This is a genomic window from Marinobacterium nitratireducens (assembly GCF_014645375.1).
GTDB classification, from domain to species: Bacteria; Pseudomonadota; Gammaproteobacteria; order Pseudomonadales; family Balneatricaceae; genus Marinobacterium_A; species Marinobacterium_A nitratireducens.
Genome location: NZ_BMLT01000004.1, coordinates 88,411 through 111,420 on the forward strand (window position 1 = coordinate 88,411; position 23,010 = coordinate 111,420).

Consider the following 23,010-nt stretch of genomic DNA (forward strand, 5'->3'; position numbering starts at 1 on the left):
GCTTTATACCTCCCCTGCTTTCAGGTTGGCCAGGAACGGCGCGTAACCGTTCTCGCCGAGCCAGAACTGGACCAGGTTGGTCACGCCATTGCTGGTCAGGGTCGCGCCGGACAGGCCGTCGACCTGGTGCTGCGCGGTCGGCGAAGCGGGATCGACGTTGCCCTTGATCAGGTGCAGCTTCGGATCCATGGAGCCTTCGTCATAGACCTTCTTGCCAGGCCACAGCGCTTTCCACGCGGGGTTGTCGACTTCGCCGCCAAGACCCGGAGTCTCGGCGTGGGAGTAGAAGCCCAGACCGATCACGGTGTTCAGGTCGCCCTCCAGCGCCAGAAAACCATAAAGGGTAGACCAGAGGCCGTAACCGTGCACCGGCAGGATGACCTTCTCGATCTGGTCGCCGTCCTGCACCAGGTAAACCGGCATGTACTTGGCCTGACGCTTGATCGAGGCGATGTCCTCGCCACGGTCCAGCTTGACCGACAGCGCCGGGTCCTTGGCCGCCTTGGTGGCATCGTAGGTCGCCGGGTCCACCTCGTCGGTGAACTTGCCGGTCTCGAGGTCGACCATCCTGGTGGTGATCTGGGCGAACAGCTCGTCGACCGACTTGGACGGGTCGCTGATGCCGGCAGCCGCCAGAATGTTGGACTTGCGGTCCAGCTCCTTGTTGGAGACCTGCTGCGGTTTCAGCAGGACGGCTGCAGCGGACACCACGACGGAGCAGATGACACACAGCAGAATGGTGACGGTAAGCGTCTTACCGATGGTATCGTTGTTAGCCGCCATTGCGCTTCATCCTCCGCTTGATGTTCGCCTGCACCACGAAGTTGTCGATCAGCGGTGCAAAGAGGTTGCCGAACAGAATCGCCAGCATCATGCCTTCCGGGAACGCCGGGTTGACGACACGGATCAGCACGACCATGACGCCGATCAGCGCGCCAAACCACCACTTGCCGATGTTGGTCATCGACGCCGATACCGGGTCCGTGGCCATGAAGAACAGACCGAAGGCGTAACCGCCGAGTACCAGGTGCCAGTAGAACGGCATGCTGAACATCGGATTGGTCTCGGAGCCGATCAGGTTCAGCAGCACGGTGGTGGCGATGGTGCCCACCAGGACGCCGGCGACGATGCGCCAGGCCGCGACCTTGGCGAACAGCAGCACCAGGCCGCCGACCATGATGGCGAAGGCGGAGGTTTCACCGACCGAGCCCTGGATGTTGCCGATGAAGGCATCGAACCAGGTGATGTTCTGCGCCAGGATGGCGTCGACACCGCCGAGAGCCGCCAGGCCCAGCGGGGTAGCGCCGGAGAAGCCGTCGACCGCGGTCCAGATGGCGTCACCGGACATCTGCGCCGGATAGGCGAAGAACAGGAAGGCACGGCCGGTCAGCGCCGGGTTGAGGAAGTTCTTGCCGGTACCGCCGAACACTTCCTTGCCGATCACCACGCCGAAGCTGATACCCAGCGCGACCTGCCACAGCGGGACGGTCGGCGGCAGAATCAGCGAGAACAGGATGGAGGTGACGAAGAAGCCTTCGTTGACTTCGTGGCCACGCTTCATCGCGAACAGCACTTCCCAGAAACCACCGACCACGAAGGTCACGGCGTAGATCGGGAGCCAGTAGGCGGCACCGTGAATGATGTTGTCCCAGAGGCTGTCCGGGTTGAACGAGGTCAGCGCACCGGCGATCGAACCCTGCCAGGTGTTGGACTCGGTCAGTCCGAGCGACGCCATGGCGGTGTTGGCCTGAAAGCCGACGTTGTACAGGCCGAACAGCACGGCCGGGAAGGTGCACATCCACACCAGGATCATCATGCGCTTGAGGTCGACGCCGTCACGAACGTGCGCCGCACTCTTGGTCACCTGACCCGGGGTATAGAAGATGGTATCGACCGCTTCGTAAAGCGCGTACCAGTTTTCATACTTGCCGCCCTTGTGGAAGTGCGGCTCCATTTTGTCCAGAACGTTTCTCAGGCTCATGGATCAGGCCTCCTTCTCGATACGCAGCAGGTTGTCGCGCAGGATGGGACCGTACTCGTACTTGCCGGTACAGGCGAAAGTACAGAGCGCGAGGTCTTCCTCATCCAGCTCGAGGCAGCCCAGCTGCATCGCGGTCACGATATCGCCGGTGACCAGCGCGCGCAGCAGCTGGGTCGGCAGGATATCCAGGGGCATCAGCTCTTCGAACTGCCCCACCGGCACCATGGCACGCTCGGAACCGTTGGTGGTGGTGGTGAAGTTGAACTTTTTGCCCGCCGACAGTACCGAGGTGAACATGTTCAGCACCGAGAATTTATTGGAACCGGGGGTGACCCAGCCCATGAATTCCCGCTTGCTGCCCTCTTCCAGCACGCTCACCTGGGTGGCGTAGCGGCCCAGGTAGGCCAGCGGACCGGAGGCGGTGCGGCCGTTCCAGACCGAGCCGCTGATCATGCGGTTTTCACCGGCCTTCAGACGTCCCTTGCACAGATCCTCGAGGCTGGCGCCGACACGCGTGCGCAGCAGCGTCGGCTTCTCCACCTGGGGACCGGCCAGCGCCACGACGCGCTCGGTCGGCAGGCGCCCTTCGGTGAACAGCTTGCCGAAGGCGATGACGTCCTGGTAGCCGATGGTCCAGACGAACTTGTTGCGGCTGACCGGATCCAGGAAGTGGATATGGGTACCGGCGTTGCCGGCCGGGTGTCGGCCGTCGAACTCGGCGATCTGCACGCCGTCGACGGCGGGCAGCTTGGAACCAGCACCGGCAGCCTGGCACAGATAGACCTTGGTCTTGGAAAGACGGGTCAGCAACTTGAGGCCATTGACGAAGGCTTCAGGCTGTTCGGCAATGATGACCTGGGGGTCGGCCGCCAGCGGGTTGGTGTCGATAGCGGTGACGAAAATTGAATTCGGTTCGGTGCCCGGCTGGGGTACACGGCTGAAGGGCCGGGTACGGAACGCGGTCCAGAGACCGGAGTCGACCAGGTTCTGCTCGACCTGTTCGCGACTCAGACCGGCGAGCTGGCCGGCATTGTACTTGGCGAACTCGACCGCTTCCTCGTTGTCATCCAGTTCGATGACGACGGTTTGCAGCACTCGGCGCTCACCACGGTTGATGTCCTTGACGACGCCTGCACCCGGGGCCGTAAAGACTACACCTTCTGTTTTCTTGTCTGAAAAGATCACTTGACCGAGTTTCACCCGGTCACCCACCTTGACGGCCATCGTGGGCTTCATGCCCACATAGTCAGGACCCGTCACGGCGACGGTACGCACCTTGGGAGCATCGCTGATAGCCTGCTCCGGCGCGCCCGCAATCGGTAGATCCAGACCCTTATTGATCTTGATCATACGCCTCACCCATCACGTTGAAATTTGTTTCGGGTCTTTGCCTCGAAACCACCATCGCCGCTGTCACCTGTCCACGGCGACGGCAGGAATGTCGTTATTGTCGCTCCAAGGAAAAGAGAAACCCCACCCAAAAAACCGCGACATTATAACTGAGCGCCGCTGTCTTTATCTACAAAGCCGGGCGCTAATGGCCCTCATTCCCGTATACAAATTTTGTGAATTTTCAACGACCTTTGCATATCTGTACGAAAAACAGACAGAAAAGGATCGGTGAGTGGACAGGGATGAGACGCAGGGTGCCCTGAGTGTAACGAAGCGCACCACCGGGCGGCATGACGGGTGTCGGGTGTCGGGTGTCGGGTGTCGGGTGTCGGGTGTCGGGTGTCGGGTGTCGGGTGTCGGGGAATTGTAGGAGCCCACTCCGTGGGCGAACAACCTCCCTGCCGGAATAATTTGCCCGCGGAGCGGGCTCCTACGGACGAATAGCCCCCGCGGCGAAAAGCTTCGCCGCGGGGCGCGGCTCCCACGATGGGTGCAGGTCACGCGTAATGCGCAACCCGCCACCCAACTATCAGATATCTTTCGGCGGGAAGGCCGGCAGGGTGCAGTGCGCCATGGCCTGCATCATGCGGAACACCTGGCAGCTGTAACCGAACTCGTTATCGTACCAGACGTACAGCACGCAACGGTTGCCGTCGACGATGGTCGCCAGACCATCGACAACGCCGGCCGCACGCGAGCCAACGAAGTCGGTCGAAACCGCTTCCGGCGAGCTGCTGTAGTCGATCTGCTTCTGCAGTTCGGAGAACAGCGCCGCATTGCGCAGGAAGTCGTTCAGCTCATCCTTGGTGGTGGCCTTCTCCAGGTTCAGGTTCAGGATCGCCATGGAGACGTTCGGGGTCGGTACGCGGATGGCGTTGCCGGTCAGCTTGCCTTCCAGTTCCGGCAGCGCCTTGGCGACGGCCTTGGCGGCACCGGTTTCGGTGATGACCATGTTCAGACCGGCGGCACGACCGCGACGGTCGCCCTTGTGGTAGTTATCGATCAGGTTCTGGTCATTGGTGTAGGAGTGAACGGTCTCGACGTGGCCGTTGATCACGCCGTACTCGTCGTTGACCATTTTCAGCACCGGAACGATGGCGTTGGTGGTGCAGGATGCCGCGGACAGAATGCGGTCTTCGTCGACGATATCGCCGTCGTTGACGCCCATGACGATGTTCTTGACGCCCTTGCCCGGCGCGGTCAGCAGCACGCGGGCTACGCCGTTGGCGCGCAGGTGCAGGCTGAGGCCGTCGGCATCGCGCCATTTGCCGGTGTTATCGATCACCAGCGCATTGCTGATGCCGTAGTCGGTGTAGTCGATGGTGTCCGGCGCGTCGGCGAAGATAACCTTGATGACGTTGCCGTTGGCGATGATCGCCTGGTTTTCCTCGTCGACCTTGATGGTGCCCTTGAAGGAACCGTGTACCGAGTCGCGGCGCAGCAGGCTGGCGCGCTTCTCCAGGTCGTTGTCGGCACTGCCCTTGCGCACAACGATGGCGCGCAGACGCAGAGACTGGCCGCCGCCGGTGCGCTCGATGAGCAGACGGGCGAGCAGACGGCCGATGCGACCGAAGCCGTACAGGACGACGTCGGTCGCTTCACGCTCAGGCGCACCGATAACGGACTCGAGCTCTTTCTTCACGAACGCTTCGAGATCGCCGTTGCCTTCGTGGCGGAATTTGATGTATAGCTTGCCAACGTCCACGTGGGCATTGGCGACACCGAGTTTGTCGACAGCTTCGAGAACCGGATAGGTATCGTGAACGCTGAGTTCTTCCTGATCCTTCATCATCTGCCGGGCAAAACGATGCGCCTTCAGAATGTCGGTTACGGAACGCTTGTGGATCAGGCGTCCGAATACAGACGTCTCGACGTTGCGGTCGCGGTACAGACGGCCGATCAGCGGCACCATGTCTTCTGCACACGCCTCACGCGCTTTCCAGTCTGCGAAAACTTGTTCTTGGCTCACGGGGTCACTCCAAAAAACTTCTGGGCTTAAAATTGGCTGCGCGCGCATTATCCTAGATTACCCTCACCGGGGCAAATAACAGCTTTTGCTGCTTTGGTACTAATGCCGGATCATCCCCGAAAGTCCCCGATCCTCTGCCCTTTTGCAGTGACAAAAGGTACCATAAGCGCCTTTTTACAGGCCGGTTTTCACCCCCCGGACAAGGGATCGGCTCAACGGCTCAGTGCCAGCCATTCGTACCAACATCTCAGTGCCAAGGAGTCAGCAGTGTTCGAACTGGACCACCCGATGCCGGCGGGCGCGGGCGACATCAAGCGCATCGGCCGCCTGAAAGGCTGCGCGCCGGGAGTGCTCATCGCCACGGCCGCGCGGCGTCACGACGGCATCACCCTGGTGGTCGCCGCATCCAGCGACGAGGCCGCCCGACTGGCCACCGAAACCGCCTTTTTCGACCCCGAAGCCGAACTGCTGACCTTTCCGGACTGGGAAACCCTGCCATACGACAATTTTTCCCCGCATCAGGATATCGTTTCCGAACGTATCCACAGCCTCTATCGCCTGCCGCAGCTGCGACAGGGCATCCTGATCGTTCCGGCGGCGACGCTGATGCAACGCCTGGCTCCGCGCAGTTTTATCGGCGGCAGCAGCCTGCTGCTGGACGTCGGCCAGAAGCTCGACCCGGAAGCGATGCGGCGCACCCTCAGCGACGCCGGCTACCGCTCGGTCGAAACCGTTTACGAGCATGGCGAATTCGCCCAGCGTGGCTCCATCCTCGATATTTACCCGATGGGCAGCCGTCTGCCGTACCGCATCGATCTGTTCGACGACGAGATCGAGACGCTGCGCAGCTTCGATCCCGAAACCCAGCGTTCGATCGACCAGGTGGAGCAGATCCGGCTGCTGCCGGCACAGGAATTCCCCTTTCACGCCAACGCCATCGCCGGCTTTCGCCAGCGCTGGCGCGAGCGTTTCGACGTCGACCCGCGCCGCTGCCCGCTGTATCAGGACGTCAGCGAGGGCCTGGTGCCCGCCGGCATCGAATACTACATGCCGCTGTTCTTCGACGAATGCGCCACCCTGTTCGACTACCTGCCCGACTCCAGCCTGGTGATCTGCACGCCGGAGCTCGAGAATTCGGCGGCACAATTCTGGCATGAGGTCGAGGCCCGCTACGAGGACCGGCGCCACGACGTCGAGCGGCCGCTGCTCCCCCCCGCCGAGGTATTCACCCGTGTCGACGAGCTCTTCGCCGCGCTCAAGCGCCTGCCGCGCCTGATACTGCAGCAGGATGACACCGGCAACGCGGCCGGCAGCCAGGACAGCCCCTTCGCAGAGCCCCCAGAGCTGCCGGTCAATGCCCAGGCAAGCCAGCCGCTGGCCGCCCTGCTCGAATTCCTCGACACGCGCAATGAGCCGGTACTGTTCTGCGCCGAGTCGGCGGGCCGCCGCGAATCGCTGCTGGAGCTGTTCGCCCGCGCCGGCCTGCAGCCGGAAACGGTCGACAACTGGGCCGACTTCATCGAGCACCGGCCACGGCATGCGATCTGCGTCTACCCGCTGGAGCGGGGCCTCGACCTGCCGGGCCAGTATCAGCTGATCACCGAAACCCAGCTGTTCGGGCAGCAGGTGTTCCAGCGCCGGCGGCGCAGCCGCGACCAGGAACAGGCCGACCAGGTCATCAAGAACCTGTCGGAGCTGCGAGTCGGCGCACCGGTGGTGCACCTCGATCACGGCGTCGGACGCTATCTCGGCCTGCAGTGCATCGAGCTGGACGGACAGCAGAACGAGTTCCTGACGCTGGAATACGCCGAGGGCGCCAAGCTATATGTCCCGGTCAGCGCACTGCACCTGATCAGCCGCTACAGCGGCAGCAGCGACGAGACCGCCCCGCTGCACCGTCTCGGCACCGAGCAGTGGAGCCGCGCCAGACGCAAGGCCGCGGAAAAGGTGCGCGATACCGCCGCCGAGCTGCTCGATATCTACGCCCGGCGCGGCGCGCGCAAGGGCTTCAGCTTCACCTCGCCGGACGAGGACTACCGCCGCTTCGCCGCCAGTTTCCCGTTCGAGGAGACCCCGGACCAGGCGCTGGCGATCGAGGCGGTGGTGCGCGACATGACCGCTCCCCAGCCGATGGACCGCCTGGTCTGCGGCGATGTCGGCTTCGGCAAGACAGAAGTGGCGATGCGCGCCGCCTTCCTTGCCGTACAGAACAGCAAGCAGGTCGTGATTCTGGTGCCGACCACACTGCTGGCGCAGCAGCACTACGACAACTTCCGCGACCGCTTCGCCGACTGGCCGGTCAATGTCGAGCTGATCTCGCGCTTTCGCAGCGCCAAACAGCAGCAGCAGGCGCAGGCGAAACTCGCCTGCGGTGAAATCGACATCATTGTCGGCACCCACAAGCTGCTGCAGGGCAACATGGAATTCAAAGACCTCGGTCTCGTCATCATCGACGAGGAGCACCGTTTCGGCGTGCAACAGAAGGAGCGCCTGAAGTCGCTGCGCGCCCAGGTCGATATCCTGACGCTGACCGCGACCCCGATTCCGCGAACCCTGAACATGGCGATGTCCGGCATGCGCGACCTGTCGATCATCGCCACGCCCCCGGCGCGGCGCCTGTCGGTCAAGACCTTCGTACGCCAGAGCGACAAGCCGATGATCAAGGAGGCGATCCTGCGCGAGCTGCTGCGCGGCGGCCAGGTCTACTACCTGCACAACGAGGTCAAGAGCATCGAGCGCACCGCCGAGGAGCTCAAGGCGCTGGTACCGGAGGCCCGCATCGGTATCGGCCACGGCCAGATGCGCGAGCGCGAGCTCGAGCGGGTGATGTCCGACTTCTACCACAAGCGGCACAATCTGCTGGTCTGCACCACCATTATCGAAACCGGCATCGACATCCCCAACGCCAATACCATCATCATCGACCGTGCCGACAAGTTCGGTCTGGCCCAGCTGCACCAGCTGCGCGGACGCGTCGGCCGATCGCACCACCAGGCCTACGCCTACCTGCTGACGCCGCCGCCCCAGGGCATGACGACCGATGCCGGCAAGCGCCTGGAGGCCATCGCCCAGGCCGACGCCCTCGGCGCCGGCTTCACCCTGGCCACCCACGACCTCGAGATTCGCGGCGCCGGCGAACTGCTCGGCGAGGAGCAGAGCGGGCAGATCCAGAGCATCGGCTTCTCGCTGTACATGGAAATGCTGGAACAGGCGATCGAAGCGATTCGCGAAGGCCGCACGCCGAATCCCGACGCACCGCTGCAGCACGGTCCGGAGATCAACCTGCGCATGCCGACGCTGATCCCCGAGGACTATCTTCCGGACGTTCACAACCGCCTGATCCTGTACAAGCGCATCGCCAACGGCAAAACCGACGCTGAGCTGCATGAACTGCAGGTCGAGATGATCGACCGCTTCGGGCTGCTGCCGGAGCCGGTCAAGAGCCTGTTCCGTATCACTGCGCTGAAGCTGCGCGCCGACAGGCTCGGCATCACCAAGATCGACGCCGCCGACAAGGGCGGCCGGCTGGAATTCGGGGCCGACACCCGCGTCGACCCGATGAAGCTGGTCACCCTGGTGCAGACCCGGCCGCGACAGTACCGGCTTGAAGGCGCCAGCCAGCTGCGTTTCATTTTCGATATGCCGACCACCGACGATCGCTTCCGGACGGTGGAAGGCCTGCTTGACGAGCTTTCCGACCGATGAGACTCAACCCCGTGCAATGGTTCGCCCGCAACGCGGGCTTCTCCAGGCCCCTCTTTGCTCTGCTGACGATGCTCTTCCTGAGCCTGCCGGCCGACGCCGAAGAGCCCTGGTACAAGATCGAGATACTGGTGTTCGCCCACAGCTCGCCCGCCATCGACGAGCAGACCTGGGGAAACGCACAAATCCCCCGCCGCGCCGATGCCCTGGAGCTTGGCAACAACGGCAACGGCGCCTATCAGCGCCTGCCGGCGAACAATCTGGTGCTGACCGCAGAGAAAAACCGGCTCAGCGAACAGGCCGACTACCGTACCCTGTTTCACGGCGCCTGGTACCAGCCGGTCAGCACCTCCGACGGCGCCAAGCCGGTGCGGATACGCGGCGGCAAGCTGATGCCCAATAACGCCTATGAACTCGACGGCTACGTCACCCTGGATCTGGACGAATTCCTCAGCATCCGCCCGGACCTCTACTACAGCTTCGACGCCCCCAACGACGCCGGCCGGACGCTTACCGCCAACCTCAAAGCCAGCCGTCAGGTCGAGATCGACGAGATTCACTATATCGACCACCCGCTGTTCGGCATGCTGGTGGTGATTCAGAGGTAAGTGGTGAGCCGTAGGGTGCCCTGAGTGTAACGAAGCGCACCTGACAGGTGACGGGTGACGGGTGACGGGTGACGGGTGACGGGTGTAGGGTACTGCTGAGCGAAGCGAAGCGCACCGTCCCGTGCCGGCAAAGGTTACGCCTGACGGGTCAGGCGTAAAGGCCCGGGCGCCGGATCTTCTTTTGGCAGGAGCCCGTTCCGCGAGCGAATGGCCGCCGGTGCCGGGCCGGTTCGCCCACAGAGTGGGCTCCTACTGATCATCGTCGTCTTCATACTGCCACTCTCGGCTCTCATCCCGAAGTTCGCGCGAATATTCGCCGAGACTGCGTCCCTCCCTGTCGAGCAGGAAAGCAAAATCCGCCGCTCGGTAACAGATCTGCGTCACCAGCTCCTCGATATCCCGGTCTGAATTCAGGCCACCGTCAGCGAGCGCATCTTGGATCGACCGACGAACCCCGCAACGGAACGACTCGGCGGCATTCTCGGCATCGACGATCTCGGCGGCATCCTTGAATGCCGACAGAAGATCCGCGGCCTGATCCTCGTTCCTCTCCAGCCGCTTGGCCAATTTGGCGATATCCCAGTGTTCTGCAACCGCCTTCTCGAGAGTTGCAATAACCTGGGGCATATAACGATCGAAGCGGGGGTTGATGCCCAGGCGATCGGCATAGTGCTCGTAGCTGTATCCAAAAACTTCGGACGCCAGCAGATGCTTGCGCTTCATTTCAAACCGGGACATGAAAATGACCTCCATACGGCAATTGCCTCATAGAACGAAGCCGGCATGGCGCCAGACCCAATTAGCGGCGAGGAAGTGCCCGCAAGTTTGGGTGCGCCGCTCCCACGAATAACCAGGCGGCGTGACGGGGCACGGGTGACAGGTGACCGAACCGTCGCGCCGCTTCGTAGGAGTCGCGCCCCGCGACGAAGCTTTTATACCTCGGCCGAGCATTCGCGGCGAGGAAGTACCCGCAAGTTTGGGAGCGCCGCTCCCACGAATAACCAGACGCCGTCAGGATTTCGCCGCCGCCGGCTCCGGCTGCACCGCCGGCGCCGCGCCCTCGGGCATCGAGGCCAGGTGCAACGTCCGGGTCGGGTAGGCGATCTCGGCGCCATGGGCGTCGATAATATCGGCAACTTTCAGCAGCACGTCCTGCTTGACCTTGTGGAAGTGCTCCCAGTTGACCGTCCTGGTAAAGGTATAGAGGAAAAAGTCCAGCGAAGAGGGCCCAAAGGCGTTGAAGTTCACCATCAGCGTCTGCGTCTGATCGATCTCCGGATGCCCGGCCAGCATCTGCCGGACGTCATCGATAATCCGCTCGACCTTCTGGATGTCGTCGTAACGCACACCAACGGTCTCGTAGATTCGCCGGTGGGTCATGCGGGACGGGTTCTCCACCGAGATACTGGCGAAGGTCGCATTGGGCACGTACAGCGGGCGCTTGTCGAAGGTGCGGATACGGGTCTGGCGCCAGCCGATATCCTCGACGGTACCTTCGATATTCTGGTCCGGCGAACGGATCCAGTCGCCGACCTTGAAAGGACGGTCGAGGTAGATCATCAGACCGCCAAAGAAGTTCGACAGCAAGTCCTTGGCGGCGAAGCCCACCGCAATGCCGCCGATACCGCCGAACGCCAGCACGCCGGAGATGCTGTAGCCGAAGCTCTGCAGCACCACCAGCACCGCGGTGATGATCACCGACAGCCGCAACAGCTTGCCGATCGCCGATGCCGTGGTCAGATCCATCGGCGCCTTGACCTTCTCCGGCGACACCAGCGCCTGCTCGGCGCCCTTGATCAGGCGTACCAGGAACCAGGTAATCAGCAGGATCACAGCCATCCGCCGCAACGGTTCGGCCACGTCCATCAGATGGGTACCGGTGCGTCGGTCAATCACCTCGAGCGCCCAGCCGGCACCGAACACCCAGACCAGGGCCGCCACCGGGCGCCGCGCCGAGTCGAGCAACAGATCGTCCCAGATATTGCGGGTACGGGCGAGCTTGTCGTGCAGCTTGCCGAACATCCGGTTCGAGAGGTAGTTCGTCAGCATGGTCAGAAAGACGATCAGAAAAACCGGTATGACCCAGCGGGTCTCGGGTCCGAACGGCCAGTACAGCAGCAGCTGATCAATGAATTCCTGCCACATGGATCAGCCCTCCCGCAGCCGCGCCGCCAGCGCGCGGGCCCGCTCCAGCCGCCCCGGATCGGGCTGCGCCACCGCGCGGTGACGCAGCCGCCGCGCGTCGCGCCCCGCCGCCACCGGGTGGGCGTCGAGCCAGTCCAGCACCTCGCAGGCGCCCCTGGGGTCGTTGCAGACCAGCAGCATGTCGCAGCCCGCCTCGAGTGCGCTTGCGGCACGGGCGCTGTAGCCGCCGGCAAAACCCGCCCCCTCCATGCTCAGGTCGTCGCTGAAGATGATGCCGTCGAAGCCAAGGTCGCCACGCAGCACCTGCTGCAGCCAGTGGCGCGAAAAGCCCGCCGGCCGGTCATCGATCCGGCTGTAGATCACATGGGCCGGCATGATGCCGTCGAGCCCCGCACGAATCAGCGCGGCGAACGGCTGCATGTCGGCCGCCTCGATGGCCGCGTAGGGCCGCTCGTCGACGGGGATCTCGAGATGGGAGTCAGCCTCGGCCCAGCCATGACCCGGGAAGTGCTTGCCGGTCGCCGCCATGCCCGCCTCGCGCATGCCCTCGACGAAAGCCCCCGCCAGCGCAGTCACCGCCGCGGCCTCCGCCCCGAAGGCGCGATCACCGATCACCCGGCTGCGGCCGTAGTCCAGATCCAGCACCGGCGCGAAGCTCAGGTCGATGTCCAGGCTCACCAGCTCGCTCGCCATCAGCCAGCCAAGCTCCCGTGCCTCCGCCCGCGCAGCGGCAGGGTCGGCCGTATGGCGCGACGCCAGCGCGCCCATCGCCGGCAGGTGCGTGAAGCCGTCGCGAAAGCGCTGCACGCGGCCGCCCTCGTGATCCACCGCGATCAGCACATCGGGGGCCTGCGCACGCACGTCGGCCACCAGCTGTCGCAACTGTTCGGGATTCTGGTAATTACGGCTGAACAGGATCACCCCGCCCACACCGGGCCGGGTCAGGCGCTCGGCCTCCATGGCGGAAAGCCGGGTACCTTCGAGGTCCAGCATCAGTACCGGAGCTGTCATCGAAATTCCTTTGTGTTTGGCGTCTGAATTTGGTTTGGACACTGAACTGCCGGGTGTCAGTCGTCGATCTGAAGCTCGGTGCCGACCGGCGTAAGCCCGAACAGGTCCAGCAGGTCGGTATTGCGCATGCGCACGCAACCGTGTGAAAGCGGAATGCCCATAGGCTCGGTATCGGGCGTACCGTGAATGTAGATATAGCGCCGCATGGTATCCACCTGTCCCAGCCGGTTGCGTCCCGGCTCGAGCCCGCAGAGCCAGAGAATGCGAGTCAGGATCCAGTCGCGGCCGGGATGGGCCGCGGCCAGCGCCGCATTATAGATTTCACCGGTAAAACGGCGACCGACGAAAACCGCATTCGGCGGCAGCCCCTCGCCGATCCGCGCGCGGATGTAGTGACGCCCCCGGGGGGTGCAGCCACTGCCTTCGCGCTCCCCGGGCCCGTTGAGCGCGGTCGAAACCGGATAGCTGCGCAGCGGCCGGTCGTCTTCGAACAACACCAGCCGCTGCTGCGACAGCGAAAGCTTCAGGCTGATCATAACCAGCAAAACTGCGTCGTTTCGGCCCGCGCCTGCAGGCCCGCCGCCAGTACCGGAACCATCCGATGCAGGGTCCGCTCCAGCTGCGCCCCGGCGTCGTTGGCCTGCTGATCGATCACCGCCAGCGTCTGGAAGTTGGACAGCGTGAACACCACCGAGCCCAGCAGAAAATGCAGGCGCCAGAAGAATTCATCGTCGGCCATCGGCGCCGAGTCGGCCCGCAGCTGCATCAGATAGGGCTGCAGCCGCCGGCTGTAGCGCTCGGAAAGGAAGTCCCGCAGCTCCCGCTGCGACGGCATGTAGGCGAGTTCCAGCAGGCGCGTGAACACCGCCAGCGCGTCCGGCGTCACGCCATCCACGCTGAGCAGGGCCCGCATCAGCATCTCCACCAGTTCCTCGAGGGCGATGGTCTGATCACCCAGCGACTGGCGCTCCTCCAGGCGCTGCTCGAGGTCGTCGAGCAGCGGCACGATATAGGCCTCGGCCACCGCCAGAATCAGCCGCTCCTTGGAACCGAAGTGGTAGTTGACCGCGGCCAGGTTGACGCCGGCCTTGGCCGTAATCTGGCGCATGGTGGTTTCGGCAAATCCCTGCTCGGCGAACAGCCCCGCGGCCACCTGCAGTATCTTGCCCGCGGTATCGGATTGCTGCATCTAAAACCCTCCCTGTCAGCGCCCCCTCGGGACCGGGCTGTGAACAACAGGCTCAGCGGGACAGCAAGCGACTCTTGTAGAGCCGGTCCCACCAGCGCAACATCAGGCGGTCGCCGGTGCTGACCGCAAAATCGCTGAGCCGCTCCTGCAGACTCTTTTTCTCTTCGTAGCGCACGCTGAATACATCGGCATCCTTCGAGGCCTTCATCAGATAGTCGTCACTGGTACAGATCTCGTCGACCAGCTTCTCTTCGAGAGCGCGTTTGCCGAACCAGATTTCGCCGGTCGCGACCTTGCGGATATCCAGTTGCGGACGGTAGCTGGAGACGAACTCCTTGAACAGCTCGTGGGTATCCTCGAGCTCCTCGATGAACTTTTCCCGCCCCTTGTCGGTATTCTCGCCGAACATCGTCAGGGTGCGCTTGAACTCGCCGGCCGTCAGCACCTCGTAGTCGATATCGTGCTTCTTCAGCAGCTTGTGGAAATTCGGCATCTGCGCCACCACGCCGATGGAGCCGAGCACCGCGAACGGCGCGGCCAGCAGCCGGTCGGCCAGGCAGGCCATCATATAGCCACCGCTCGCAGCGACCCGGTCGACGCACACCGTCAGCGGTATGTTCTGGGCGCGGAAACGCTCCAGCTGAGAGGCCGCCAGGCCGTAGGTATGGACCAGGCCACCCGCACTTTCCAGGCGCATCACGACCTCGTCTTCCGGCGTCGCCAGGGTGAGCACGGCACTGATCTCCTCGCGCAACGGCTCGACTTCGCTGGCGCGAATATCGCCGTCGAAATCGAGCACGAAAACACGCCGGCGCTTCTCGTTCTCGCCTTCGCCCTCTTCTTCGGAGCCGCCCTTCTTCTTCAGCGCCTTGCGGCGCGCCTTGGCCTCGGCCTTTTCCTTCTTGTGTTCTTCCTTGAGCAGCGCCTTGTAGCTTTCCTTGTCCATGATCGCCGACTCGAGGCTATGCTGCATATCCTCGAGGCGCTCGTTGAGGCTGGTCACGCTGATCTCGCCGGGCGCACTGCTGCGCCGGTTGCGCGACGCAATCAGGGCGATGCCGCCCACCAGCAGCAGCAGCGCCAGCACGATGGTAAGGGTCTTGGCCACAAAGAGGCCGTAGTCCGACAGAAACGAGAGCACTGAGTTCTCCAGAAAAAGTTATAACCCCAAGGCTCGCTAATGTACCATAAAAGCCTGATTTCCATAGCCGTTGTTATAGACAGGTACCATGACCAGCGAACAGCCCAGCGTCGAACGCGTAATCGAGAAACTGCCGTCGCGCTTTCGCGCCGACCAGGCAAAGAACGTCACCTGCGTGTACCAGTTCATCCTGGATGAGCGGGATGTCTTTTATATCGATATACGCAACCAGGAGTGCCGCGTGATCCGCGAGCGCCACTCGGACCCCGACATCACCCTGATTCTGAACTCGGTAACCTTTATTCGCGTGGTCACCGGCGAGCAGGACGGCATGGGCGCCTTCCTCAAGGGCCACCTGCGCGCCGAGGGCAACGTCATGCTTGCGACCCGTCTCACCAAGCTGTTCAGAAAATAGGTTCAGGTGTTACGGGTTACGGGTTACGGGTTACGGGTTACGGGTTACGGGTTACGGGTTACGGGTTACGGGTTACGGGTGGCAGGTTACGCGCCACAGCTCGAGTGAGATCACTAACCGGCTTCGCCGCGGCGCCAGGCGTCGATCAGCATCGCGGAAATGGCGAAGGACGGCGGCAGGTCCGGCAATTCGTCGCGACTGAACCAGCGTGCATCGAGAATCTCGATGCCGTCCGGCGTAAGCTCTCCGGCCTCGTACTCGGCGAAGAAGCCGAGCATCAGGGCATGGGGAAATGGCCAGGACTGGCTCCGGAAATAGCGCACCCTGCCGACCTCGATGCCGACTTCCTCGCGGATTTCCCGCGCCACCGCCGCCTCGGCGGTTTCGCCGGCCTCGATAAATCCGGCCAGAGTACTGTAACGCCCGGCCGGGTAATGCGGAGCGTGGGCCAGCAGGCAGCGGTCGCCGCGGGTCACCAGCACGATAATGCACGGCGAGATCCGCGGATACTGGCTCAGGCCGCAGGGGGCGCACTGCTTGGCAAGATCGCGGTCATGCTGCGCCAGCGGGCCGCCGCAACGTCCGCAAAAGCGGTGCTGCTCGTGCCATACCGCCAGCTGCGCGGCGCGGGACAGGCGCACGTACTCGAGCTCGCTCGTCGCCGAAGCCAGCAGCGTGCGCAACGGCGCGCCTTCCAGCGAGGCGACCAGGGCACTGTCGGCGGCTAGCACCAGCAGAGTACCGTCGGCAATCGAGCCCAGCGGATAGCGCGCCTCGACGTCGTCTCTCCCCGATTGCCCCAGGACCGCCGCACCGAACACGAAGCTCCCGTCTTCCCCCTGCAGCAGCCGACCGCCGGCCGCCAGCAAATACCCCTCGTTTCCTGCCTGCGTCATCCGCAGCCTCCCTGTCCTGCTTGATTCGGGTCACAGCAGCCGAACCCGGCGGCTTTTTACCCCGCAATGCCGGGTTCCGGGGCCGGATATAAGCCTCTCCCCCGACTTGTGACCTATTTTTATCCGTGCCGGCTGCTGTTAGTCTAGGCGCCGTTTTGCCGACAGCCGACGGGGTTCCAGACCGCTCAGGCCCGGCACCTGGCGCAAAAGACCATAACCATAACAGACTCAGCCGCTATAGGAACAACAGCGATGACGCACACTCTTCCCCAGGCGCTGGCGCGCAATTTTCTGGGAAATTCTCCGGTCTGGTACAAGCAGGCGATTATCGGCTTTCTGCTTCTGAACCCGGTCGTTCTTTACGTCGCAGGCCCCGTTGTGACCGGCTGGCTGCTGATTTTCGAGTTCATCTTCACGCTGGCGCTGGCGCTCAAGTGCTATCCGCTGCAGCCGGGCGGCCTGCTGGCGATCGAGGCCATCGTTATCGGACTGGCGAGTCCCGACGCCGTTTACCAGGAGGTCGAATCGAACCTCGAGGTGATCCTGCTGCTGATGTTCATGGTGGCCGGCATCTACTTCATGAAAGGGATGCTGTTGTGGCTGTTTACCAAGATTCTGCTGCGGGTCCGCTCGAAATCCACCCTGGCGCTGCTGTTTTCGCTGTCTGCCGCGACGCTGTCGGCCTTTCTCGACGCCCTCACCGTGACCGCGGTACTGATCAGCGTCGGCGTCGGCTTCTACGCTGTCTACCACAGGGTCGCGTCCGGCAAGCCTTTCCAGTCCGAACACGATCATTCCGATGACCAGGGGCTCGACGAGCAATACCGCACCCAGCTCGAACAGTTCCGCGCCTTTCTGCGCAGCCTGCTGATGCACGGTGCCGTCGGCACCGCCCTCGGCGGCGTCTGCACCCTGGTCGGCGAGCCGCAGAACCTGCTCATTGCGCAGAAGGCGAACTGGGACTTCGTACAGTTTTTCCTGCTGATGGCGCCGATCACCATGCCGGTGCTGGCGGCAGGCCTGGTCACCTGCGTACTGCTCGAGAAGTCGCGCCTGTTCGGCTACGGCGCCCGTCTGCCGCGCAATGTGCGCCGGATACTGGAGGATTTCGCCGCCGAAGAGGAGCGCAAACGCACTCCGCGGGACCGCGTCATGCTCTCGGTACAGATGCTGGTGGCGGTGTTTCTGGTCGTCGCCCTGGCCTTCCATCTCGCCGAAGTGGGTTTGATCGGTCTGTGCGTGATCATTCTGCTGACCGCCTTCAACGGCGTCGTCGAAGAACATCAGATCGGCAAGGCTTTCGAGGAGGCGCTTCCCTTCACCGCACTGCTGGTGGTGTTTTTCTCCATCGTCTCGATCATCCACGAGCAGCACCTGTTCCAGCCCATCATCCACGCGGTACTGTCGCTCGAACCCGATGCCCAGCCGGCGGTTTTCTTCCTCGCCAACGGCGCCCTTTCGGCTATCAGCGACAACGTTTTCGTCGCCACGGTTTATATCAACGAAGTGCTGGACGCGCTGCACAACGGCGAAATCAGTCGCGAGCAATTCGACAAGCTGGCGGTGGCGATCAACACCGGCACCAATATCCCGAGCGTCGCCACGCCCAACGGACAGGCCGCCTTCCTGTTCCTGCTGACCTCTGCCCTGGCTCCCCTGATCCGGCTGTCGTACGGACGCATGGTGCTGATGGCCCTGCCCTACACCATCGTGATGAGCGGTGTGGGCTTTATCATGGTATCCACGTCGCTGTGACGGGTTACGGGTTACGGGGTTACGGGTGACGGGTGACGGGTGACGGGTGACGGGTGACGGGTGACGGGAAAATGTAGGAGCCCACGCTGTGGGCGAATAGCCTTCGCACCCAAGCTGGTTCGCTCGCGGAGCGAGCTCCTACGCCTCGGTGAAACCCTTTCCGGCGTCCGCCTTACGCCTTGCCCTCATCCTCGACCTGCTCCCAGACCGAGGGGCCGCCGCTTTTCTTCGCCAGCAGCGACAGGAAGGCCTGATGCGCCTTCAGTTCTTCGTCATTGGCGGCAACCACGCGGAGGCTGTAACGGCCGGGCTCGATGCGGCGGATCCGGCTTTCGCCCGTGTCGTCGCTATCCGCGTCCTCGCCGGTATCCAGCTTGAGCTGGCCGCCGGTCAGCGCCAGGTAGACATCGGCCAGTATTTCCGAGTCCAGCAGCGCGCCGTGCAGCTCGCGGTGCGAGTTGTCGATGCCGTAACGCTTGCACAGCGCATCGAGGTTGTTCTTCTGCCCGGGGTGCTTGCGACGGGCCAGCATCAGGGAGTCGGTGACCCGGCATATCTGCCGGGTCCGCTCGGGGCGGCCGTTGCGCTCGAACTCGGTATCCATGAAGCCGACGTCGAACGCCGCGTTGTGGATGATCAGCTCGGCTCCGTCGATGAAGTCGATGAACTCCTGCGCAATCTCGGCGAACCTGGGCTTGTCAGCGAGGAATTCGTTGGTGATACCGTGCACCTCGATGGCTTCCTGATCCACCTCGCGGTCCGGCTTGATATAGCGGTGATAGGTGCGGCCGGTCAGCTTGCGCCCGACCATCTCGACACAGCCGATCTCGATGATATTGTGCCCCTCGGCCGGTTCCAGGCCGGTGGTCTCGGTATCCATGATGATCTGACGCATCTAGTTGACCTGCTTCGACAGTGCCTCGACGCCCTTGTTGGCCAGCGCGTCGGCGAGTTCGTTTTCCGGATGACCGCTGTGCCCCTTGACCCAGTGCCACTGCACCTCGTGCCGGGCCACCTGTTCATCCAGCCGCTGCCAGAGATCGGCATTCTTGACCGGCTGCTTGGAGGCCGTCTTCCAGCCATTGCGCTTCCAGTTGCGCAGCCACTCGGTAATCCCCTTGCGCACGTACTGGGAATCGGTGGTCAGGTGCACCTTGCAGGGGCGCGTCAGCGCCGCCAGCGCCTCGATGGCGGCCATCAGCTCCATGCGGTTATTGGTGGTGGCGGGCTCGCCACCGAACAGCTGCTTTTCCTGTTCGCCGTAGCGCAGCACTGCGCCCCAGCCACCGGGGCCGGGATTCCCCTTGCAGGCGCCATCGGTGTAGATTTCAACGGTTTTCACGACAGGTTTTTCCTCGTGCCGTCGCCTCCGGCAGAGGCAGACTGATAAGCTTGCGGCGGCGCCACTCGGGCTGGATCGGCGTCATGCCGGCCACATCCTTGCGCGCCACCAGAAGAATGAAGGCGCCATGATTACTGCGCCCATGCCGCCCGAAGCGCTCCAGGCCGCGGAAGCGATGGCGCCACTTCTGCCCTTCGAAGGGTGGCCTGAAGTATCCGGTCATCTGCTTCACCTCCGCCAGCTCGACCAGGCTAAGCCAGTCGCTGAGACGCCCCTGGCTGATGAAATGCCCGCACCAGGGCACGTCACTGCGGTGACGGCCGATACGGTGGCACAGCCCCCAGAGACTCAGCGGATTGAAGCCCAGCACCAGCAGATGACCGCCCGGGCGCAGCACCCGTGCCGCTTCGCGCAGCACCTGGTGCGGACTCTGGGCAAAATCCAGCGCATGATGCAGCAGCACCACGTCCAGACTGTTCCGCTCGATCGGCAGCTCCTCGTTGGCGGCGATGATGCTGTTTTGCCCAAGACCGAGCTCGAGCGCCGGAGCGACAATGAACTTGTGCGAGACCGGACTGCTGTCGAACATGCAGATCTGGCTGTCGATGCCCAGCTGCAGCAGATGGTAGCCGAACAGCGTCGGCAGCAACCTCGCCACCATTTCCTGCTCGGCAGCCAGCAGCTCCTGCCCCAGCTCGGTGTTGAACCAGGCTCGCAGCGCAGGTATCAGCTTGTGCAGCGGAGGTTGAGGACGGAATTTCATCGGGCAAGGGAGCTCAGCGGGCTTCGGGCCTTAAAGTGTAATATCGATCAACTGCCGGCAACACCGCCCGTACCGACATCGGACGCGGCGCCATGTTAACAGCCACTGCCGGTTAAGGTAACCTGTAGCGCAATCAATAAAGCGAGGTCAGGCATGTTTCAGGTAACCCCCATCCCGGCATTCAACGACAACTACATCTGGACCCTTGCCGACCCGGCGGGGCCGCGCGTCGCCGTCGTCGACCCCGGCGACGCCGCTCCGGTGCGCCGCTACCTGGAACAGCGCGGCCTCACCCTTGCCGCGATCCTGGTCACGCATCACCATCCCGACCACACCGGCGGCGTCACCGAGCTGGCCCGGGAGTTCGCGGCACCGGTTTACGGTCCGGCGCAGTCGCCTTTTAAAGGCGTCGACCGTCCCCTGAACGATGGCGACAGCTTCGAGCTTTTCGGGCAGACCCTCGCGGTGCGGGAAGTGCCGGCCCACACCCTGGACCACATCAGTTACTTCAACGCCGGCGAGCCCTCTCAGCTGTTCTGCGGCGACACTCTGTTTCTCGCCGGCTGCGGACGCCTGTTCGAGGGCACGGCGGCACAGATGCAGCGGGCCATGGACTACTTCCGCACCCTTCCGGACGATACAGAAATTTACTGCACTCACGAATATTCCCTATCAAATCTTGCCTTTGCCGCCGCGGTGGAGCCGGAAAATGACGCCATCCGCGACGCATTAGAACGCTGCCGTAACCTGCGCGACCAGCACCTGCCGACGCTGCCAAGCCACATCGGCAGCGAAAAACAGATCAATCCGTTCATGCGTACCCACCTCGATAGCGTGCGCGAAAGCGCCAGCCGCCATGCGTCTAAAGCACTTTCCGGGCCAGTCGAAACCCTGGCCGCGATTCGCGAATGGAAGAACCAATATTGATCAAAGCTTGACCAATTCAGCCGTGATACATAGAATGTTGAAAAATTTTTAAGCGAATCAGAACCTTGAACAATGAACCCAACGCGCAACTGGATTGCGGTCGCAGCGGCAGGCTTGCTGCTGTCCGGCTGTAATACTCTGACCCCGAAACCGGGCGCAGGCGGCGAAGTCGTCGGCACCCCGTCACCCCATGCAAGTGCAGTGCAGGACTGGCACGAACGCAACCGTGTCGACACGGTTCTGTCCCGCACAGCCGAAGCCCCGGAGGATCTCTGGGAGCTCAGCCGTGAGCACTTCATGCTCGATCTGACACAATCCAACGGACGGATCGAAAAACAGGTCAAATATTACAGCAAGCACCAGGATTATCTGGACCGCGTAACAGACCGGGCCGAGCGCTACTATCAGTACGTTCTCGAACAGATTATCGAGCGCGACATGCCGGCGGAACTCGCGCTGCTGCCCATCGTTGAAAGCGCGTACGATCCCTTTGCCTACTCCCACGCCCACGCTTCGGGCCCGTGGCAGTTCATCCCCGGCACCGCCCGTCATTTCGGCCTGCGCACCAGCTGGTGGTATGACGGCCGTCGCGATATCGTCGCCTCGACCGACGCCGCCCTGACCTACCTCGAGCAGCTCAACAAGCGCTTCGACGGCGACTGGCTGCTGGCGCTGGCGGCGTACAATGCCGGCGGTGGCACCGTGTCCAAGGCCATCAAGCGCAACCGCAAGAAAGGCAAGCCCACCGACTACTGGTCGCTGGACCTGCCGCGGGAAACCGAGGCCTACGTACCCAAGCTGCTGGCGCTGGCCAAGCTGGTCGAAAAGCCGGAGCAGCATGGCATCAGCCTCAAGCCGCTGTCGCTGGAACCCTACTTCGCCATCATCGACATCGACGGCCAGATCGACCTCAAGCAGGCGGCGAAGCTTGCCGGTACCGATATCGACGAGATCAAGATGCTCAACCCCGGCTTCAGCCGCTGGGCGACCGACCCCGAAGGCCCGCACCGGCTGCTGATCCCGGTCGAGAGCGCAGAGTCCTTCCGCACCCAGCTGGCGGCACTGCCGGCCTCGGAACGGGTTCGCTGGAACCATTACCGCATCAAGCGCGGCGACACGCTCTCGGTGATCGCGGCACGCTTCAATACCACCTCCGACGCCCTGCGCCGCGCCAACAAGCTCAAGGGCAATACCATCGTCGCCGGCAGAACGCTGCTGATACCCCAGGGTGAAGGCGCGGTGCTGGCAGACGCCGGCAACGCGACCGGCAACCAGCGCAAGCTGGCCTACCGCGTGCGCTCCGGCGACAGCTTCTGGAAAATCGCCCGCCTCCACGGCGTCGATGTCAAGGAACTGGCGCGCTGGAACAAGATGGCGCCGCGCGATCCGCTCAAGATCGGCCAGCAGCTGACCCTCTATGTTGGCGGCGTCGAGTCCAGCGACTCCTGAGCGCAATGGACCCGACCGCCTACCTGATAATCGCCGTGGCAACCGCCACGGCGATTGCATTCAAGTGGTATCTCTACCGGCGGATTCGCGCCTGGGTCGAACGCGACCTGATTCGCGGACTCGCCAACGGAGATTCCGGCCTCCAGATGCAGCTCGAGCGGGAATATGCCAGCCTGCGTCAACAGGGACTGTCACGGCGCGACGCCCAGGCCCGCCTGCAGCAACGGGCCGGGGCCCACGACCCCGGGCAATAACAATCGCGGGAATGATTTCCCCACAGCGTGGTCATAGACGGTTCCATAAGCGGCAAGTGACTGATATAACA

The 23,010-nt window shown here is 63.1% G+C and carries 21 protein-coding genes; 7 read left to right on the forward strand and 14 right to left on the reverse strand.

Annotated features, from left to right (window positions below):
• Nucleotides 1-3: 3 nt before the first annotated feature.
• From IEX85_RS08695 to IEX85_RS08710, 4 genes are all read right to left on the reverse strand, one after another.
• Entirely contained in the window at nucleotides 4-783 is a 780-nt protein-coding gene (locus IEX85_RS08695; RefSeq protein ID WP_188860198.1) for a Na(+)-translocating NADH-quinone reductase subunit C, read from the reverse strand.
• Complete coding sequence (locus IEX85_RS08700) at nucleotides 773-1,981, reverse strand: NADH:ubiquinone reductase (Na(+)-transporting) subunit B (protein ID WP_188860199.1); 1,209 nt, start codon at nucleotides 1,979-1,981, stop codon at nucleotides 773-775. Before IEX85_RS08700 ends, IEX85_RS08695 begins: the two co-directional genes overlap by 11 nt.
• Nucleotides 1,982-1,984: 3 nt before the next feature.
• The gene (locus IEX85_RS08705; protein ID WP_188860200.1) at nucleotides 1,985-3,331 is read right to left on the reverse strand and encodes a Na(+)-translocating NADH-quinone reductase subunit A; all 1,347 of its coding nucleotides are present in this window, start codon (nucleotides 3,329-3,331) and stop codon (nucleotides 1,985-1,987) included.
• 571 nt (nucleotides 3,332-3,902) lie between these two features.
• Nucleotides 3,903-5,342 carry a glyceraldehyde-3-phosphate dehydrogenase gene (locus IEX85_RS08710; protein WP_229721850.1) on the reverse strand — a complete coding sequence of 480 codons (1,440 nt, stop codon included), beginning with the start codon at nucleotides 5,340-5,342 and terminating at the stop codon, nucleotides 3,903-3,905.
• A 267-nt stretch (nucleotides 5,343-5,609) separates the two neighbouring features.
• Between IEX85_RS08710 and mfd the strand changes: the two genes are divergently transcribed.
• Complete coding sequence (mfd, locus tag IEX85_RS08715; RefSeq protein WP_373290902.1) at nucleotides 5,610-9,047, forward strand: transcription-repair coupling factor; 3,438 nt, start codon at nucleotides 5,610-5,612, stop codon at nucleotides 9,045-9,047.
• On the forward strand, nucleotides 9,044-9,652 hold the full coding sequence (locus tag IEX85_RS08720) for a CsiV family protein (protein ID WP_188860202.1): 609 nt from the start codon (nucleotides 9,044-9,046) through the stop codon (nucleotides 9,650-9,652). The genes mfd and IEX85_RS08720 overlap by 4 nt, the downstream gene beginning before the upstream one ends.
• 249 nt (nucleotides 9,653-9,901) lie before the next feature.
• Here the strand turns inward: IEX85_RS08720 and IEX85_RS08725 are convergent, their stop codons facing one another.
• The 6 genes from IEX85_RS08725 to sohB form a co-directional block, all read right to left on the reverse strand.
• On the reverse strand, nucleotides 9,902-10,390 hold the full coding sequence (locus IEX85_RS08725) for a hypothetical protein (protein ID WP_188860203.1): 489 nt from the start codon (nucleotides 10,388-10,390) through the stop codon (nucleotides 9,902-9,904).
• 273 nt (nucleotides 10,391-10,663) lie between these two features.
• On the reverse strand, nucleotides 10,664-11,797 hold the full coding sequence (locus IEX85_RS08730; protein WP_188860204.1) for a mechanosensitive ion channel family protein: 1,134 nt from the start codon (nucleotides 11,795-11,797) through the stop codon (nucleotides 10,664-10,666).
• A gap of 3 nt (nucleotides 11,798-11,800) precedes the next feature.
• The gene (nagZ, locus tag IEX85_RS08735; protein ID WP_188860205.1) at nucleotides 11,801-12,808 is read right to left on the reverse strand and encodes a beta-N-acetylhexosaminidase; all 1,008 of its coding nucleotides are present in this window, start codon (nucleotides 12,806-12,808) and stop codon (nucleotides 11,801-11,803) included.
• Between the two features lie 56 nt (nucleotides 12,809-12,864).
• Entirely contained in the window at nucleotides 12,865-13,344 is a 480-nt protein-coding gene (locus IEX85_RS08740) for a L,D-transpeptidase (RefSeq protein ID WP_188860206.1), read from the reverse strand.
• Nucleotides 13,341-13,997 carry a TetR/AcrR family transcriptional regulator gene (locus IEX85_RS08745; RefSeq protein ID WP_188860207.1) on the reverse strand — a complete coding sequence of 219 codons (657 nt, stop codon included), beginning with the start codon at nucleotides 13,995-13,997 and terminating at the stop codon, nucleotides 13,341-13,343. The genes IEX85_RS08740 and IEX85_RS08745 overlap by 4 nt, the downstream gene beginning before the upstream one ends.
• Before the next feature lie 52 nt (nucleotides 13,998-14,049).
• Nucleotides 14,050-15,138 (reverse strand): protease SohB, encoded by a 1,089-nt coding sequence (gene sohB / locus IEX85_RS08750; protein WP_188860208.1) that lies wholly within the window; start codon nucleotides 15,136-15,138, stop codon nucleotides 14,050-14,052.
• Between the two features lie 88 nt (nucleotides 15,139-15,226).
• Between sohB and IEX85_RS08755 the strand changes: the two genes are divergently transcribed.
• A complete protein-coding gene (locus IEX85_RS08755; RefSeq protein ID WP_188860209.1) occupies nucleotides 15,227-15,553 on the forward strand; it encodes an SCP2 sterol-binding domain-containing protein in 327 nt (108 codons plus the stop codon).
• Between the two features lie 113 nt (nucleotides 15,554-15,666).
• Here IEX85_RS08755 and nudC read toward each other — a convergent pair whose 3' ends face one another.
• Nucleotides 15,667-16,449, reverse strand: a complete 783-nt coding sequence (gene nudC / locus IEX85_RS08760; protein WP_188860210.1) for an NAD(+) diphosphatase — start codon at nucleotides 16,447-16,449, stop codon at nucleotides 15,667-15,669.
• A gap of 252 nt (nucleotides 16,450-16,701) precedes the next feature.
• On the opposite strand from nudC, the gene nhaB reads away from it, so the two are divergent.
• Nucleotides 16,702-18,204, forward strand: coding sequence for a sodium/proton antiporter NhaB (gene nhaB, locus IEX85_RS08765; RefSeq protein ID WP_188860211.1), 1,503 nt, complete (start codon nucleotides 16,702-16,704; stop codon nucleotides 18,202-18,204).
• A 172-nt stretch (nucleotides 18,205-18,376) separates the two neighbouring features.
• Here nhaB and dnaQ read toward each other — a convergent pair whose 3' ends face one another.
• From dnaQ to IEX85_RS08780, 3 genes are read right to left on the reverse strand one after another with little or no spacing between them, the layout of a single operon-like run.
• Nucleotides 18,377-19,099 carry a DNA polymerase III subunit epsilon gene (gene dnaQ / locus IEX85_RS08770; protein WP_188860212.1) on the reverse strand — a complete coding sequence of 241 codons (723 nt, stop codon included), beginning with the start codon at nucleotides 19,097-19,099 and terminating at the stop codon, nucleotides 18,377-18,379.
• A complete protein-coding gene (gene rnhA, locus IEX85_RS08775; protein ID WP_188860213.1) occupies nucleotides 19,100-19,546 on the reverse strand; it encodes a ribonuclease HI in 447 nt (148 codons plus the stop codon).
• Nucleotides 19,533-20,309, reverse strand: coding sequence for a class I SAM-dependent methyltransferase (locus IEX85_RS08780; RefSeq protein ID WP_188860214.1), 777 nt, complete (start codon nucleotides 20,307-20,309; stop codon nucleotides 19,533-19,535). The genes rnhA and IEX85_RS08780 overlap by 14 nt, the downstream gene beginning before the upstream one ends.
• A 153-nt stretch (nucleotides 20,310-20,462) precedes the next feature.
• Between IEX85_RS08780 and gloB the strand changes: the two genes are divergently transcribed.
• The 3 genes from gloB to IEX85_RS08795 all read left to right on the forward strand — a co-directional run bounded on the left by gloB (nucleotide 20,463) and on the right by IEX85_RS08795 (nucleotide 22,939).
• Nucleotides 20,463-21,236, forward strand: coding sequence for a hydroxyacylglutathione hydrolase (gene gloB, locus IEX85_RS08785; protein ID WP_188860215.1), 774 nt, complete (start codon nucleotides 20,463-20,465; stop codon nucleotides 21,234-21,236).
• A gap of 72 nt (nucleotides 21,237-21,308) precedes the next feature.
• Nucleotides 21,309-22,685 carry a LysM peptidoglycan-binding domain-containing protein gene (locus IEX85_RS08790; protein WP_188860216.1) on the forward strand — a complete coding sequence of 459 codons (1,377 nt, stop codon included), beginning with the start codon at nucleotides 21,309-21,311 and terminating at the stop codon, nucleotides 22,683-22,685.
• A 5-nt stretch (nucleotides 22,686-22,690) separates the two neighbouring features.
• Nucleotides 22,691-22,939, forward strand: a complete 249-nt coding sequence (locus IEX85_RS08795; protein ID WP_188860217.1) for a hypothetical protein — start codon at nucleotides 22,691-22,693, stop codon at nucleotides 22,937-22,939.
• Nucleotides 22,940-23,010: the final 71 nt, after the last annotated feature.

Bases quoted from the DNA above. Each gene is read 5' to 3' on its own strand.
- IEX85_RS08695 (WP_188860198.1), bottom strand. From the start codon at position 783: ATGGCGGCTAACAACGATACCATCGGTAAGACGCTTACCGTCACCATT.
- IEX85_RS08700 (WP_188860199.1), bottom strand. From the start codon at position 1,981: ATGAGCCTGAGAAACGTTCTGGACAAAATGGAGCCGCACTTCCACAAG.
- IEX85_RS08705 (WP_188860200.1), bottom strand. From the start codon at position 3,331: ATGATCAAGATCAATAAGGGTCTGGATCTACCGATTGCGGGCGCGCCG.
- IEX85_RS08720 (WP_188860202.1), top strand. From the start codon at position 9,044: ATGAGACTCAACCCCGTGCAATGGTTCGCCCGCAACGCGGGCTTCTCC.
- IEX85_RS08725 (WP_188860203.1), bottom strand. From the start codon at position 10,390: ATGTCCCGGTTTGAAATGAAGCGCAAGCATCTGCTGGCGTCCGAAGTT.
- IEX85_RS08730 (WP_188860204.1), bottom strand. From the start codon at position 11,797: ATGTGGCAGGAATTCATTGATCAGCTGCTGCTGTACTGGCCGTTCGGA.
- nagZ (WP_188860205.1), bottom strand. From the start codon at position 12,808: ATGACAGCTCCGGTACTGATGCTGGACCTCGAAGGTACCCGGCTTTCC.
- IEX85_RS08740 (WP_188860206.1), bottom strand. From the start codon at position 13,344: ATGATCAGCCTGAAGCTTTCGCTGTCGCAGCAGCGGCTGGTGTTGTTC.
- IEX85_RS08745 (WP_188860207.1), bottom strand. From the start codon at position 13,997: ATGCAGCAATCCGATACCGCGGGCAAGATACTGCAGGTGGCCGCGGGG.
- IEX85_RS08755 (WP_188860209.1), top strand. From the start codon at position 15,227: ATGACCAGCGAACAGCCCAGCGTCGAACGCGTAATCGAGAAACTGCCG.
- nudC (WP_188860210.1), bottom strand. From the start codon at position 16,449: ATGACGCAGGCAGGAAACGAGGGGTATTTGCTGGCGGCCGGCGGTCGG.
- nhaB (WP_188860211.1), top strand. From the start codon at position 16,702: ATGACGCACACTCTTCCCCAGGCGCTGGCGCGCAATTTTCTGGGAAAT.
- dnaQ (WP_188860212.1), bottom strand. From the start codon at position 19,099: ATGCGTCAGATCATCATGGATACCGAGACCACCGGCCTGGAACCGGCC.
- IEX85_RS08780 (WP_188860214.1), bottom strand. From the start codon at position 20,309: ATGAAATTCCGTCCTCAACCTCCGCTGCACAAGCTGATACCTGCGCTG.
- gloB (WP_188860215.1), top strand. From the start codon at position 20,463: ATGTTTCAGGTAACCCCCATCCCGGCATTCAACGACAACTACATCTGG.
- IEX85_RS08790 (WP_188860216.1), top strand. From the start codon at position 21,309: ATGAACCCAACGCGCAACTGGATTGCGGTCGCAGCGGCAGGCTTGCTG.
- IEX85_RS08795 (WP_188860217.1), top strand. From the start codon at position 22,691: ATGGACCCGACCGCCTACCTGATAATCGCCGTGGCAACCGCCACGGCG.